Annotated in this window: 12 protein-coding genes; 6 read left to right on the top strand and 6 right to left on the bottom strand. The window is 32.7% G+C overall.

The window, feature by feature from the left end; genetic code table 11:
- Window positions 1-51: 51 nt before the first annotated feature.
- The 3 genes from AC3IS6_RS14035 to hutH are packed head-to-tail and all read right to left on the bottom strand — an operon-like array spanning window position 52 to window position 3,632.
- Entirely contained in the window at window positions 52-1,392 is a 1,341-nt protein-coding gene (locus tag AC3IS6_RS14035) for an inorganic phosphate transporter (RefSeq protein WP_489160214.1), read from the bottom strand.
- A 32-nt stretch (window positions 1,393-1,424) separates the two neighbouring features.
- Window positions 1,425-2,069, bottom strand: a complete 645-nt coding sequence (locus AC3IS6_RS14030) for a DUF47 domain-containing protein (RefSeq protein WP_017496503.1) — start codon at window positions 2,067-2,069, stop codon at window positions 1,425-1,427.
- 48 nt (window positions 2,070-2,117) lie between these two features.
- Window positions 2,118-3,632, bottom strand: coding sequence for a histidine ammonia-lyase (hutH, locus tag AC3IS6_RS14025; protein WP_489160212.1), 1,515 nt, complete (start codon window positions 3,630-3,632; stop codon window positions 2,118-2,120).
- Window positions 3,633-4,277: 645 nt separating this feature from the next.
- Between hutH and thrA the strand changes: the two genes are divergently transcribed.
- The 5 genes from thrA to AC3IS6_RS14000 all read left to right on the top strand — a co-directional run bounded on the left by thrA (window position 4,278) and on the right by AC3IS6_RS14000 (window position 12,910).
- On the top strand, window positions 4,278-6,725 hold the full coding sequence (gene thrA, locus AC3IS6_RS14020; protein ID WP_489160210.1) for a bifunctional aspartate kinase/homoserine dehydrogenase I: 2,448 nt from the start codon (window positions 4,278-4,280) through the stop codon (window positions 6,723-6,725).
- Between the two features lie 159 nt (window positions 6,726-6,884).
- Window positions 6,885-7,802, top strand: a complete 918-nt coding sequence (locus AC3IS6_RS14015) for a homoserine kinase (RefSeq protein ID WP_489160208.1) — start codon at window positions 6,885-6,887, stop codon at window positions 7,800-7,802.
- Window positions 7,803-7,899: 97 nt separating this feature from the next.
- Window positions 7,900-9,189, top strand: coding sequence for a threonine synthase (thrC, locus tag AC3IS6_RS14010; protein WP_489160207.1), 1,290 nt, complete (start codon window positions 7,900-7,902; stop codon window positions 9,187-9,189).
- Between the two features lie 142 nt (window positions 9,190-9,331).
- Complete coding sequence (locus AC3IS6_RS14005) at window positions 9,332-12,061, top strand: leucine-rich repeat domain-containing protein (protein WP_489160205.1); 2,730 nt, start codon at window positions 9,332-9,334, stop codon at window positions 12,059-12,061.
- A gap of 294 nt (window positions 12,062-12,355) precedes the next feature.
- A complete protein-coding gene (locus AC3IS6_RS14000) occupies window positions 12,356-12,910 on the top strand; it encodes an REP-associated tyrosine transposase (RefSeq protein WP_489164923.1) in 555 nt (184 codons plus the stop codon).
- Window positions 12,911-13,073: 163 nt separating this feature from the next.
- Here the strand turns inward: AC3IS6_RS14000 and AC3IS6_RS13995 are convergent, their stop codons facing one another.
- The 3 genes from AC3IS6_RS13995 to AC3IS6_RS13985 form a co-directional block, all read right to left on the bottom strand.
- Window positions 13,074-14,006 (bottom strand): hypothetical protein, encoded by a 933-nt coding sequence (locus tag AC3IS6_RS13995; protein WP_489160204.1) that lies wholly within the window; start codon window positions 14,004-14,006, stop codon window positions 13,074-13,076.
- Window positions 14,007-14,443: 437 nt separating this feature from the next.
- A complete protein-coding gene (locus tag AC3IS6_RS13990; RefSeq protein WP_489160203.1) occupies window positions 14,444-15,397 on the bottom strand; it encodes a hypothetical protein in 954 nt (317 codons plus the stop codon).
- A 221-nt stretch (window positions 15,398-15,618) separates the two neighbouring features.
- Complete coding sequence (locus AC3IS6_RS13985) at window positions 15,619-16,089, bottom strand: JAB domain-containing protein (RefSeq protein ID WP_489160201.1); 471 nt, start codon at window positions 16,087-16,089, stop codon at window positions 15,619-15,621.
- A 179-nt stretch (window positions 16,090-16,268) separates the two neighbouring features.
- On the opposite strand from AC3IS6_RS13985, the gene AC3IS6_RS13980 reads away from it, so the two are divergent.
- Window positions 16,269-16,523, top strand: a complete 255-nt coding sequence (locus AC3IS6_RS13980) for a helix-turn-helix domain-containing protein (protein ID WP_017498244.1) — start codon at window positions 16,269-16,271, stop codon at window positions 16,521-16,523.
- Window positions 16,524-16,567 lie beyond the last annotated feature (44 nt).

Genomic DNA, 16,567 nt, shown 5'->3' with positions numbered 1-16,567 from the left:
ATATTTCGACAAAATGTGATTTACCTCTCACATTTTACAATAATCATTTTACTAAATAAATACACTCAATACAAAGTAAACCAAACCAGCCAATATAGCCGAAATAGGAATAGTTAGTATCCAGGCCCAGATTAAGCTTACGGTAACTCCCCAACGAACAGCAGAAACACGCTTTGTCAATCCAACTCCAATAATAGAACCTGTAATTGTATGTGTTGTACTTACCGGAATTTTTAAGTGTTCTGTAAAATAAAGCGTCAAAGCTCCTGCAGTTTCAGCTGCAACTCCTTCAAAAGAACTTACTTTTGTGATTTTAGAACCCATTGTTTTCACAATTTTCCAACCACCACTCAAAGTTCCCGCTGCAATTGCAGAATAACAAGCCAAAGGAATCCATCCTGGCATTACTCCTTTTACACCTAAATCATCGTTTGGCAAAACAACATCTAACCAGGAATCCATATGTACACCCGGATTAGTATTAATATAAACTGCTACTGCAGCTGCGATAATACCCATTACTTTTTGAGAATCATTTCCTCCGTGACCTAAACTAAAAGCCGCAGAAGATAATAATTGCATTTTTTTCAAAGCAGCATCTGCCTGATGAAGATTCAAACTACTAAATATCAAACAAAACAAACTTACCGTTAAGATGATAAAAGCAACTAAAAACCATTTAATATTATGCGGATCAAAAGCTACACTCCAAAAATGAGATTCAAAACGTGGTTTTCCATGCTCAACAATCTCTGAATAAGGAACCATTAAACTGCTCACCATCCAGATTGTCGCAATCATTAAAGCCACTGTAAATATCTTTGGCCCAATACTTTTACGAGAGGCATTCAACAACCAAATCGAAATTAAGTAGGACGCCAAAGCCCCTAATAAAGGTGCTAAAACAATAAAAGCAATAATAATAAGAACTCCCGAAGGCATTCCACCATCTTTACCTGCCTTATACCAGCTTACGATTTCGTACCAGTAATGATTTGTTCCATCTTCACCAACATATCCTGAGAATCCGTGTACTGCAATCGCATGAGCAATCGCCGCTCCGGCAAAACCACCGATCAAAGTATGTGAAGAACTCGAAGGAATTCCCAACCACCAGGTCAATAAGTTCCAGCAAATAGCCGCAATAACACCGGCAAGAATTACAACCAGGTTAATCTCCATGGTATGCGCTGTTTTAGCAACAGTATCCGCAACACCAAATCCAAAAACCCAATAGGCCAGAAAGTTAAAAAATGCTGCCCAAAGAACGGCCTGAAAAGGCGTCAGAACCTTTGTCGCAACAACAGTCGCTATAGCATTTGCCGCATCATGAAAACCATTGATGTAATCAAAAATTAAAGCTAATACTATAATAATTATAAGTAGCGTCATAAAATTATAACTTCAGAATGAAATAAATTGAATTAAGAATGTTTTACAGAAATAGATTCCAGTATGTTCGCAACACTCTTACATTTGTCTGTTGCTGATTCTAAAACAGATAACACTTCTTTATATTTAATTATATTTTTAGCGTCTGTTTCGTTTTCAAAAATTTCAAAAACTGCTTTGTTATAAACATTATCCGACTTGTTTTCCAGCTTATTAATTCTAGCACAAGCTTCTTTAATAATGTTCATGTTTTTTAAGTTACTCAACTCTTTTACAGCACTGTCTATGTTCTGACAAGCCTCAAGGTTGATTTCGGTCATTTTTCTGATCGACTTTGTAATCTTATCTACCTGGTACAATTTCATTCTGCTTGCTGCACCATGAAGGTAATCGGCAACGTTATCAATTGAAGTAATCAATGTATGAATATCCTCTCTGTCAAATGGAGTAATAAAATTTCTACTCAATTCAAGATTGGTTTGACGCGTAATGTCTTCTCCTTTTTGCTCTAACTCATCAATTTTTTGAAAAAGAACTTCTCTTTCTTTCAATGGAAGGTTTACAGCTTCGTGTAAATTAGAAGCTAACTCAATTAGATTGCTTGAAGCTTCTTCAAAAAGTGGAAAGAATTTCTTGTCTTTCGGCACTAAAAATTGGAAAATACTGTTTATTGACATTTTTATATTTTTGATAGTGCAAAATTACTTCAATATTATTTTGTCATGTTAAGCCATTGTTAACAAATCGTTTTCAATTTGAAAACTGTCAAGGAATTCAACTGTTTTTTCAATATCGTAATGCAGGATTCTGTCTTCTTTAACCAAAGGCACCACTTCTCTGTAGCTATTCAAGAACATTTCGACGAAATCACTTGATTTTAAAGGCGCTCTGTAAGCAATCGCCTGTGAAGCATTCATCAATTCGATCGCCAAAATACGTTCCAGATTGTCCATAACACGTAATGCTTTTGTAGCTCCGTTGGCTCCCATACTCACGTGATCTTCCTGTCCGTTGCTTGAAACGATACTATCAATACTTGACGGAGTTGCTAATTGCTTATTTTGACTTGCGATACTTGCAGCAGTGTATTGCGGAATCATAAATCCTGAATTCAATCCCGGATTATCAACCAAAAATGCCGGAAGATTACGTAATCCAGAAATCAACTGATAGGTTCTTCTTTCAGAAATACTTCCTAACTCAGCCAAAGCGATTGCCATGAAATCCAACGCTAACGCCAAAGGCTGTCCGTGGAAATTTCCTCCTGAAATGATCATATCGGATTCGATAAATATATTTGGGTTATCTGTAACCGAATTAATTTCGGTTTTAAATACTTTTCTAACATAATCAATGGCATCTTTTGAAGCACCATGAACTTGTGGCATACAACGGAAAGAATACGGATCCTGTACATGTTTTTTCTCCTGAGCAATGATCTCACTTCCGTCTAAAAATTCAGTAATGCGTTGCGCTGTTACAATTTGTCCTTTGTGAGGGCGAATAAAATGAATCAATTCGTTAAAAGGCTCAATTCTTCCATCAAAACCTTCTAATGAAATGGTTCCGATTAAATCTGCTAAATACGAATATTTATATGCTTTTAATAAGATGTGCGCTCCATAAGCACTCATAAACTGAGTTCCATTTAGCAAAGCCAAACCTTCTTTTGATTGTAAAATGATAGGTTCCCAGCCAAAATGTTTTAAAACTTCAGCAGAAGCCGTTTTCTTTCCTTCAAATAAAACCTCTCCTTCACCTAATAAAGGTAAAGATAAATGCGCCAAAGGTGCCAAATCTCCCGAAGCTCCCAACGAACCCTGAGTATAGATTACAGGAAGAATATCATTATTATAAAAATCTACCAAACGCTCTACCGTTTGCAATTGAATTCCGGAATGTCCGTAGCTCAAAGACTGAATCTTAAGCAACAGCATCAGCTTCACAATTTCGGCAGGAACTTCTTCTCCGGTTCCGCAAGCATGCGATTTTACAAGATTTTCCTGAAGCTGAGATAAGTTTTCATTTGAAATTTTCACATTACAAAGTGATCCAAAACCAGTATTGATTCCGTAAATAGGTTCTGAATGTGAAGCCATCTTTTTATCCAGGTAATCACGGCATTTCTGAACGTTTACTTTTGCTTCTTCTGATAATTCAAGCGTTTTCTGGTTGACAATAATTTCCTGTAAAGCTTCTAAACTTAAGGTCTCCGTGCTTATATAATGGATTTCTCTCATGTTGTTTTAAATTTAAGACTTCAAAATTCAGCAAATCAATATTAAAAAGCAACATTTATTCCTAATAATTAAAATTTGATTCTCACAAATTCCCCGATTTTGTTCTTTTCACAATAGTAATCATACAAAATCAGGATTATTTTTTTCGTAACAAAAAGTATCTTTCAGATTTTAACAAGAAAATCCAAAAAGCAATCAATTCCTAGTAGTTTTATAGACTAATGACGTTTTTCAGCATTATTCTGAATTAAAAATCAATCTATTAACACCATCCATCCCAAATATAAACCCGTATAATTATACGAATCCAATAATTTAACAGACTCAATTCTGACAAAAACTCAATATTAATTTAGTAAGATTTGAATTTTTAAAATATTCATAAAAAAGCCCGAAAGATTTTTAACTTTTATAAAAAACTGTACTTTTGAAAAACCTAAATGAAAAGTAACAGCGCAAAATATCATTCTACAATAACAACTCAAACCGGAGTTGCAATTGCTGCTACAACCATTTCTACAACTACTACTACCCCTTAGGGGTATACATTTTACATATCATCCAGGTTACCTATTACTTTTTCTACAAAGAAGAGAGTTATTGGATACATAAAAATATTTGCATAAAAGAAAAAAAACATCAAAAATGAAAGTATTAAAATTTGGCGGAACTTCGGTTGCCAATGCACAAAATATAAAACTAGTTCTCGAAATTATAAATCAAAAATCTAAGCAGGATCAATTAGTTGTTGTTGTATCAGCTTTAAGCAAAGTCACTGATTTATTGCAATTGGCAGCTGCAAAAGCGGCCGCTAATGATGAAAGCTTTAGAGAAATTGTCGCTGAAATCGAGAAAAAACACCTTTACACTTTAAAAGAACTTATTCCGGTTAGCGAACAAAGCAGTTTGTTAAGCCATGTAAAAAGAATCATCAATCACTTAGAAACTTTATTGGATGGCTGTTTTTTACTGGGCGAATTATCTCCCCGAACTTCAGATACTATTTTAAGTTTTGGAGAATTGCTTTCGTCTTACATCATTGCGCAGGCGTATCAGCAAATTGATAAAAATGCGTTTTACAAGGACAGCCGTGAATTGATTAAGACCAATAATAATTTTGGAAAAGCAGTTGTAAATTTCGAAGTTTCCAACCAGCTGATCAGAGAATATTTTGCCGAAAATCAGTCAAAAATCAATATTCTTCCGGGATTTATTGCTTTAACTCTTGACGGAATCGCTACTACTTTGGGCCGTGGAGGCTCTGATTATACTGCAGCCATTATTGCCGGAGCGCTTGAAGCAGAGCAATTGGAAATCTGGACGGACGTTAACGGAATGTTTACCGCCAATCCTAAAATTGTCAAACAAGCCCATCCTATTGCAACAATTTCTTATCAGGAAGCAATGGAGTTATCGCATTTTGGAGCCAAAGTGCTGTATCCACCAACCATACAGCCAGTTTTAAGAAAAAACATTCCAATTTTAATCAAAAATACGTTTGAACCGGAAGCCGAAGGAACACTAATTTCTGATCAGGTTTCCTCAAAAGATACAGTTGTAAAAGGAATCAGTCATATCGATAATATTTCATTAGTAACCCTTGAAGGCCCAGGAATGATTGGAGTTTCGGGTTCGTCAAAACGCTTGTTTGAAGTATTGTCTCAAGAAAAAATCAACGTGATCTTTATTACTCAGGCTTCTTCTGAGCATTCGATCTGTATCGGAATTCTAAATTCGGATGCCGAAAATGCAGAGACTGCCATCAACAGAGCTTTTGAAGTCGAAATTTCGCAAAACAAAATCGATCCTTGTATCGTCGAAAAAGACCTGTGCATTATCGCTTTGGTGGGCGAAAATATGAAGAACCATCAGGGTTTAAGTGGTAGAATGTTTAGCACATTAGGAAAAAACAACGTCAACATCCGTGCCATTGCACAAGGAGCTTCTGAACGTAATATTTCGACTGTAATCAATGAAAGAGACATTAAGAAAGCATTGAATACTTTACACGAAAACTTCTTTGAAGAAAACACCAAACAGCTCAATTTGTTTGTAATGGGCGTTGGAAATGTGGGTGAAAAATTCATCGAGCAAATTCACAATCAAAAGAAATTTCTAAAAGACAACCTTAAAATCAATGTTCGTGTGATCGCTTTGTCTAATTCCCGAAAAATGCTTTTTGACGAGGACGGAATTTCGTTAAAAGATTGGCAATCGGCTTTGGACAAAGGCGAAAATGCTAATAAAGAAGCTTTCATCGCTCGTGCGAAAGAATTAAACTTGCGTAACAGCATTTTTGTTGATATCACTGCAAATGCAAGCGTGTCTGAAACCTACGAAAATTTCTTAAAACAGAGTATTGCGGTGGTGACCTGCAACAAAATTGCCTGCTCGTCTGCCTATGACAATTATAAAAAATTAAAGAATTTATCCCGTCAATACAATGCTCCATTTTTATTTGAAACCAATGTTGGAGCGGGATTGCCAATTATCGATACGGTAAAAAACTTAATTGCTTCAGGTGATAAAGTGCATAAAATTCAGGCGGTTTTATCCGGAAGTCTGAACTTCATTTTCAATAATTTCGACAAAGACAATTCTTTTCATGATGTGGTAAAAGAAGCCGGAGTACAAGGTTTTACTGAACCGGATCCGAAAATTGACTTAAGCGGAATCGACGTAGCCCGTAAGATCCTTATCCTGATCCGCGAAAGTGGTAACGAAATGGATATTGACGCGATCGCCAACGAATCATTCCTGCCAGCCGAATGTCTTGCCACAACTAACAACGAAGATTTCTTTGCTTCTTTAACGCAACATGCTCCTCATTTTGCAAAAATCTATGATGAAGCAGTAAGCAAAGATTCCAGATTGAAATATGTAGCACAATTCGAAAACGGAAAAGCAAGTGTTGGTCTGCAATTCATCCCGAAAGAGCATCCTTTTTACAATCTGGAAGGAAAAGACAATATTGTACTTTTCTACACCGATCGTTACGTAGATCAGCCGTTATTGATCAAAGGCGCCGGAGCCGGAGCAGCCGTAACCGCATCAGGGATTTTTGCTGACGTTATCCGAATAGGGAATATATAAAGGCGCTAAGATGCTAAGGTACTAAGGTTCTGAGTTTTTTTTACCAGATACATCTTAGAACCTTAGCAACTCAGAACCTCAGAACCTTTAAAAAAATGTGGTAAAAATTTGCAAAGCAAAAAACCTTAGAGCCTTAGCAACTCAGAACCTTATAAAACAATGGAAATAAAATTATTCTGTCCCGCTACAATTGCAAATCTCTCATGCGGATTTGACGTACTTGGACTTTGCTTAGACAATGCGGGCGACGAAATGATTGTTCGAAAAGTAGCTCAAAAAGGAGTTCGAATTACCAAAATCGAGGGAGCCGATTTGCCTTTAGAAACGGAGAAAAACGTTTCGGGAGTTGCGGCTTTGGCCATGTTGGAGACACTTGACGTAGATTGCGGATTCGAAATCGAAATTTATAAACATATCAAAGCCGGAAGTGGAATCGGAAGCAGTGCTGCCAGTTCTGCCGGAGCGGTTTTTGGAATCAATGAATTGCTTGGGAGACCTTATTCCCGCAAGGATTTGGTCCAATTTGCCATGCAGGGCGAAAAACTGGCCAGCGGAAACGCTCATGCCGACAATGTCGCTCCTGCCCTTTTGGGCGGTTTTACGCTCGTAAGAAGTTACGCTCCCTTAGACATTATCCGAATTGACAGCCCCGAAGAATTGTTCGCTACGGTGGTGCATCCTCAAATCGAATTGAAAACTTCGGATGCGCGCTCGGTACTAAAACAAAACGTTTCGCTGAAAAGTGCCATTATGCAATGGGGAAATGTAGGCGGACTTATTGCCGGATTATACACCAAAGATTATGATTTGATAGGAAGATCTCTTCATGACGAAATCGTTGAACCTTTACGAAGTGTTTTGATTCCCGGATTTGATCTTATCAAACAAACAGCGCTTGAAAACGGTGCACTTGGTTCAGGAATTTCTGGTTCCGGTCCTTCTATCTTCGCTTTAAGCCGTGGAGAAGAAACCGCAAACCAAATCGCCAAGGCCATGAGCGATGTTTACGAAAAAATGAATTTACCGTATGAAATTCACGTTTCAAAAATAAACCCGGATGGTGTAAGAATTATATAACACAAATTTCACGAATTTACACAAATTAGTTTGTGCAATAATTTAAACGCAAAGAATTAGTGACAATCAGTGAAATTCGTGTTCAAATAACATACTAATGAAATACTACAGTTTAAACCATAACGCCCCAAAGGTTTCGTTTAAGGAAGCCGTAATACAAGGACTCGCGAGTGATAAAGGATTATATTTCCCGGAAAACATCACTCCTTTAGACCCTTCGTTTTTTGATACAATCGAAAATTTAAGCCACGAGCATATTGCTTTTGAAGCAATAAAACAATTCGTTGGCGATGAAATACCGGCAGACAAATTAAAAGAAATCATTGCTGATACTTTGGTTTTTGATTTCCCGGTAGTGAAAGTCGAAGACGGAATCTACTCCTTAGAATTATTCCACGGACCAACAATGGCTTTTAAAGACGTTGGAGCGCGATTTATGTCACGCTGTCTGGGATATTTCAACAAAGACAAAAAAGACGCTAAAAACACTGTTCTTGTGGCTACTTCCGGAGATACCGGCGGAGCGGTTGCCAGTGGATTTCTTGGCGTTGAAGGTGTCGATGTGGTGATTTTATATCCGTCTGGAAAGGTAAGCGACATTCAGGAAAAACAACTAACGACTTTAGGACAAAATATTAAAGCCCTAGAAGTTGACGGTGTTTTTGACGATTGCCAGGATATGGTAAAAAAAGCGTTTTTAGATAACACTTTAGCACACAAAAACCTGACTTCGGCGAATTCTATAAATATTGCCCGCTGGTTGCCACAGATGTTCTATTTTTTCTTTGCTTATAAAGCATTGAAAAACCAAAACAAACCATTGGTTTTCTCTTGCCCAAGTGGAAACTTCGGAAATATCTGTGCCGGAATCATGGCGAAAAGATTAGGTTTGCCAATTGAACATTTTGTAGCCTCCACCAACGTAAACGATACGGTACCAAGATTCTTAGAAAACGGAAAATACGACCCGAAGCCTTCTAAAGCAACGATCTCCAACGCCATGGATGTTGGAAACCCAAGCAATTTTATTAGAATTCAGGAATTGTACGACAATGACTTAAAAGCGTTCGAAAAAGACTTCTCTTCTTATAGCTATAACGATGAAGAAACCCTTGTTGCTCTAAAAAATATTTATAACACAAACGGTTATATCGCAGAACCACACGGTGCTGTGGGTTATTTAGGTTTGAAAAAAGAACTGGCAAAACACCCTAACGCCATTGGTATTTTCTTAGAAACTGCGCATCCTATTAAATTCTTAGATGTGGTTGAACCTGCTTTAGGAATTACGCTTCCTATTCCTGCTCAAATTGAGAGCGTTATTAATGAGGAGAAAGTTAGTGTAAAAATTGGGAGTTATGAGGAGTTGAAGGATTTCTTGGGGTAATATTAAAAGAATTTTTCTCCATTGTAAAAAAGACTGTAAAATATTTTACAGTCTTTTTTATTAAGTTTTCAATTCAAAAATCATAATTAAAAAAGTATTTTATTTAATCCTAATTATTTTATTTTTATAAAAAAAATATAAAATGGAAAAACCATACCATATATCTTCTCTTGAATCTATTTTAAATATTACCATAAGTGAATTCAGTACGAAAGAAAACATAATTAATTATGAAAATAGAAATACATACATTATAAACATTAAAAGGGAAGTAATTGGATTAAACTTAATTGGAAATCAAATTAATGATATCTCATTTTTAAAAAACTTTACATCACTAACAGAGCTTAATTTAGCATATAATACAATCTCTGATATCTCTGCTATAAAAAAATTAGAGTTATTAGAAAAATTAGATTTGAATAATAATAATATTTCTGATCTATCTCCATTAAAAACTTTAGTCAATCTTAAAAGTTTAATAATATGGAAAAATAAAATTTCAGACATTACAATTCTTAAAAATCTAAAAAAAATATCTTTTTTAGATGTCTCATACAACCTGATAACTGACATCTCTATTTTAAGCGACCTCAAGGAACTATCTACATTAATTTTATGGCAAAATAATTTAAATGATATAACTGCTTTAAGGAATTTAATAAAATTAGAAACTTTAAATTTAGGAGAAAATTACTTAACTGATATATCATCTCTTATCAACTTAAAAAATCTGGTAGACATAAATTTAGAAAATAATCAAATTTCTGACATTACAACACTCTTAAAAATAGATAGTTTAGAAAATGTCATGTTAACTGGAAACAAGAAAATTGAAATCGATTTTCCTTCAGAAGTTTTGAATGCAGATTGGAAAGCAGTTAAATTTTATTCTGAAAACTCAAAAAAATCAGTTCCTTTTAAAAATGTAAAAGTTTTATTATTAGGAAATCCTAATATAGGAAAGTCGAATTTATTAGAATATCTTGAAACAAACAAAGCTCCCATTTTAAATGAGTTAACCCATGGTGTAGTTTATAAAAAAATTACTTTAAACGATATCAACTTTCATATTTGGGATTTCGGAGGACAAGAGTATTTTCATGCAACACACAAATTATTTTTTAGTCCAAATGCACTAAATATTGTTTTATGGGGTAAAAATCAAGAGAGAATATTTGAAGAATTAAAGAACCAAAATTTTGATTTAAATTATTGGTTACGTACGATTGAACAATTAACTAAAATTGATAAACCACAAGAAGTTTTAGTTATCGAAAACAAAATAGACCTAAACAATCCTAAATACAGTGCAACTCCTCAAAATCAAATCAAATATGCTGAAAATTATAAATCGTTAAATATTTCATTTTTAGATTTCTGTTTAATTGAATTAAAAAAAACAGAAAACTTTAAAGACAGTTTTATCGAACTATCAAGAAAAATTATTTCAAATTCTAATTACCCTGAATTTTTTGAAGTATTTTGGAGAAGAATTGAAAAATTAGGTAAAGATTTTGTTACGATTGAAGAAATAAATAATAGACCCCATATTGAAAATACTATATCAGCAGTAAAAATTTTTCACAATATGGGAATGCTTTTATACTTTCCTGATATTATAGCCAATAAAGTTTTTGTAAGACCTCAAGTTTTACTTAAATTATTATACGAAAAGGTACTTGGACAAGACAAAAAAGATCGTCTAACTAAAATTGAAATTCAAAATGCAATAAATGGAAACTCATTGCAACTAAGTGTTGAAGAGATAATTAACTTACTAAAATACTTCGATTTATGTTTTGAGATTGATGAAGAAAAAAATACATATTTCATTCCTCAATATTTAAAAGAGCAAAATCCCTATGTAACAATTTTCAAAAAAAATACTTTCGAATTTTGTAATATAAAAGTTAGAGCAGATCATTACTTAATGAGTTTAGTAATGCTAAAAGTTTTTACAAAATATGGCAATAATGTAAAGAGTGAAGATAATAAGGAATACTTATTTTGGAATAATGGAATAATCATAGAAAAAGGAGGTCAAATACTTATGATAAAATTTGATCGAGAGAATCAAACCATTGAATTATATCAATCCAAAAATAATTCTAATTCCAATTTACAAAGAGAGATTGTTGATTTTATATTAAACATCCCTCATGTTGGTGTAATAACAATTAAATCAAATTATTCTGAAACTTTTACTTGGAATAATAATTGGAAATCAACTTATTTTAAAGTATCAGTAAGTATTGATGGCGAATATTTTGTTCCATGGGAAAAATTAGAAAACGATCAAGAATTAACCCAAATTAAAGTTTATAAAGAAAACACCCTAAATGGAAATATTGAGGAAAAAATTGAGAAAACAATCAGATTCAAGAAATTTTTAATTGATAACCAACAAGAAAACATCAAAATAAATATGTCAGAAAATGAAATTCAAAAGCCGATAATAAATAATACAAATAACTATCACGGCAACGTAACTAACTATGGTACAATATCAAACAATACTGAACAAGCAATAGTTAACAATAATAATGGAACAACAACAACTTCTAGCAGTAAATCAGGTTTATCTGAAGCAGAAATAAAAGCTGTAAAAAAATGGAAGAATAAATCATTGTACCTACTTGCTTTTTCAATAATAATTACAGTTTTAGGATTTATAATTTATAAGGATGAACCAGTTTTTATAATGACAAAAAAAGATTGGACAAGCTTTAAAAGCAGTACATTAAACAACGTTATTCTTTTTTTCGCACCACTGGCTTGGAGCGGATGGATTTTAAAAATTGTATTTGACAGATATAGTGACTCTTCAAAAGAAAATTCATTTATAGATTTACATAGAAAGAAAAACTAACAATTGGAAATAACGAGCATCCCGCTATTAAACACTAAAAAACAAAAAAAGAGACCTCATAGACTGTACCCAAAAGTTTAGACAAATTAATAATTAAGTTTTATAATAATGAGCTCGATATTGTATCGGGCTCATTCCTTTTAGATTCAGTTTAATCCCTGATCGCGCAGATTTATCTCCGCAACGATAGCGCGGATTTGCAATCCGTGCCCGCAAAGTAATTCCTTCAGAACCTATAAATAAAAAAATTAAAATTTTCCACTATACTTTTTATTTTTGTAGGAAAAAAAATACATATCAACAAAATACAAAGCAACAACAACTGATGAAGCATATTTCATAACTATAACTTTTGTAGGATGGATAGATATATTTACAAGACTAAATCAAAAAAATATTTTGATAAATGCTCTAAAATATTGTCAGGAAAATAAAGGTTTAGAAATCTATGCCTATTGTATTATGAGCAGTCATATACATTTGCTTTGTAAAGGAACGAATGGTTTTGTTTTATCTGATATTATTAGAGATTTTAAAAAATTTACATCCAAAAAAATAATACAAACTATAATAAATGAACCCGAAAGCAGAAGAGAATGGATGCTGGAATATTTTCAAAAGGAATGTGAGCATTTAAAAAAAGTTCAGACTTATAAAGTCTGGCAAAATGGCTACCATGCAGAACATGTTTACAGTAATAAATTTATTAAGCAAAAAATAGATTACATCCACAATAATCCTGTAAAAGATAAAACTGTCAGTTCTGCTGAAGATTATTATTTTAGTTCGGCAAGGAATTATTCAGGTTTAGAAAATGATTTAGATGTTGTTTCGTTATACTTATTTTGAAATGTACTAACTGTTGCGTTTACTCAACTTTGTGGGCACAGATTACAAATCTGCGCTAACGGTTTCTTAATTTATAAACCTCAAATCGTAAAAAAAGTAAAAAGCTCAAAAAGTTTGAATTAAACTTTTTGAGCTTTTTACTTTTTAAAATTATTATATTTAATTACTTGTAGGTCAATTTCAATTTCGCATCAGAGAAAGTTTTAGTAGTAGTGGTACCGTCCTTTAAATTAAAAAATACACTTCCTGACATTAAAATTTCATTCAATCTTCCAAATTTATCAAGATTTCTTTTTAAACTAATATTTTTATAATAACTATAATCATTATAATAGCTCAAAACTCCACTGTAATCATACTCTATACTTGTTATATTGTTTGTACTCTTTTTTCCCAACATATCATTAAGAAAAATTCCAATTCTTCCCCTTTCGGCTAAGAAAAAAGGGGTTTCAAGCATCATATCTCCAAAATTAATATGTGAATTTGTGTCATATTTGTAATTCCAAATAAATACATTCTTAGTAAAGGAATCAGTTTTTTTAACCTGGGTAATATTCCCTCCAGTGACTTGAAAATCAAATTTATCTTGTAATTTAAATGTTTTCCCATTATCATCACTCAAATAATTATCAATTTTAGAAAGATAACTATCCGAATAAGTAAAAGCAGTAGAATCAATCTGTGAGCCAAATACTTCACTTGTGCTTTCACGTATAAAAAACCTTTTATCTACAATGTTTGTAACATTACCATTTTTTAATTTTAGCCTCCGTTTTGAATATGCTTTAACTCCGGTCATTAAGTCATCTATTAAATTAATTTCTATCATATCAGAACTTACATAAGTTACATCATAAATATCGCCCCCTATATTGAACTTATTAATTCTTTTCATATTATCATATTCATACTTTTTTGTATCGAAACTGTTTGATAAGACATTAGCACCTGCATAAGGATATTCAATTGAGCTCAAGTTTTCAGTAGCAGGATCTGTAATAATTTTTTGTAGGTTTTCAGAATCAGAGGAACAGGAAGCAATGCTAAAAAAGATAAATGCTAAAAAGGGTAATAGTAATTTTTTAAATTTCATATTTAGTTTATTAAAATTATTAAAATAGGAGCCTTACTCCTATTATGTGCCAAATGTAAATATTTTACTCTTAAATATAAAAAAGAAACACTGTTCAATTTGTATTAATCGGAAGAGTAAAACTACCATGTTTCCAAGCTTAGTGTCAGTTTCAAGGAAGAATTCCCCCGCGCGCGTCCCACTCGTGAACACAAAGAGAAGCAAATTTCAAGTGGAATTGGATACGATCGGGACGCTCGCACTAGCGAGGAAGATGTTTTTGGAGTAATATTCTCTTTTTTAAAGAAACTTTGGAATTTTTTATTTTAAGATAAAGGTTTATGTCTTTGACTATAAATTCTTAGTTTATACAGCTCAGAATTTCCAAAAAAGAAAAAGCTCATAAAGTTTAAACTAAACTTTATGAGCTTTTTCTTTTTTGCAATCATTTCATTTAATTACTTGTAAATCAAATTCACTTTTGCATCAGAAAAAGTTTTAGTAGTAGTCGTAGTAGTAGGACCGTTCTTTGAATGCCTATAGGTAGTTCCTGACATTAAAATCTCATTTAATTCTCCGGATTTATCAAAATTTCTTTTTATGCTAATGTTTTTAAAATAGGTATAACTTACCATATAAACGATATCTTCATTGTTCTCAAATTCTATATCTATGATATTATTTTTACTCTTTTTACCTAACTTGTCATCAAAAAAAGTTGCAAATGCTCCACTAACACAGAAAATAGGAGTTTCAAAGTTAATATCTCCAAAATTAATATAAGCACTGTTATCGTATTTATATTTCATAGTATTAACATTCCCTATAGAAATATTAGTTCTTTTAAGCTGAGTAATATTTCCATCTGTAACTTGAAAGTCAAATTGACCTCCTAAAGTATAGCTTTTTCCATTATCTTTACTTGAATAGTATTGAATTTTAGAAAGATAGCGATCCGAATAAGCAAAAGTAACAGAATCTATCTTTACACCAAATACTTCATTTGTACTTTCGTCTAAAGAAGAGCTTCTCTCAATCATAGTTGTAACATCTCCATTTTTTAATTTCAGTGTTTTTTCTGAATAGTTTTTATATCCAGCGATAGGATCTTCTATCAAATTAATTTTTATGATATCAGAACTCACATAAGTAACACTATAAATCCATCCATCTACGCTAATTTTGCTAATTCTATTCAAATTATCATATTCATGTTTTACTTCATTCAAAATGTATGGTAAAGGATGGACCCCATCATAGGAATATTTAGCTGTGCTTATTTTTTTAGTCACAGGAACTATAACTTCAGGATCTTTAATAGTTGGCTGTGGGTTTTCAGAATCAGAAGAACAGGAAACAATGCTAAAAAAGACAAGCGGTAAAAAGGGTAATAGTAATTTTTTAAATTTCATATTTAGTTTGTAAAAATTGTTGGTAGGGCTTTCCCAAATGAGGCGCCAAAAGTAAGTATTTTGTTCTTAAAAATAAATCAAAAACAATTATTCTATTTAGTAATAATCCTTAGAGGAAGATTTTCTTTTCTACCATGTTTGCTGACTTCATCCCCGCTCGCACTAGCGATTGGAACTACAGCAATGAATACGAAATCAAGAAACTTTAACCTTCAGATTGTCTACATATTACCATTATCTGCAAAAGAGTAATAACCTTCCGGGGTAATCATTAAATGATCTACTACTTCTATATCCAGAATAGAACCTGCATCTTTTATTTTTTTTGTAATGAGTTTATCGGCAGTAGAAGGAAGTATTTTTCCCGATGGATGATTGTGCAGCATAATAATTGAGGTTGCTTTTGCTTTGAGTGCCGCCGTAAACAACAATCTAAGATCGACTGTAGTTGCGGTTATACCTCCTGTAGACATTTCGTAAATTCCAAGTACCCGATTTGCCTTGTTGAGCAAAAGAATTTTAAACTGCTCTAAAAACTCTATTTTATCTGGATTCCAGGATTTCAAAGCCAACTTATAAGCAGTTCCGGAAGAATTGATATGAGGTCGTTCTGAGGCTTTTACTTTGGTTTTGTAAATCAGTTCAATTTCTGATGCAATTCTCCAATCTTCCTTTCCTTTCTTCACTTTCATACTAATAAAGATTTACGTTTAATTTCAAACTTTGAGATAAAATCCAAAGCAGGTAATTCAAGCTTTTTAAATAAACTAGAAAAAAACCGTAATCAAATATAGCAAAAAAAACTATTGTGGTGTTATAACACCACATTTTTATCATTTGTAATATCCAAATTGCTAAAAAATGTTTGGTTATGATAAATGCAGATATAAAAGATAACTTTCTACTACTTTTTGGTAAAAACTTAGAGACTTATAGAAAGAAAAAGAAGTTAAGCTATAGAGAACTTTCACAAAATTGCGATCTTGATCACAGCTATATTAGTAAAATTGAAAAGGGAGAGGTAAATGTGACTTTAGAAACCTTACTTGAACTAATGAAAGGATTGAATGTTAGTGCAAAAGATCTATTTGACTTTGATTTCGATATTAATAAACTTAATCTTTAAGGCTAACATGAGTATCTCATTCATGAAAACAAAAAAATCAAATC

Source organism: Flavobacterium sp. KH_035, assembly GCF_057839565.1.
This window is presented reverse-complemented; position numbering and strand designations above follow the sequence as displayed.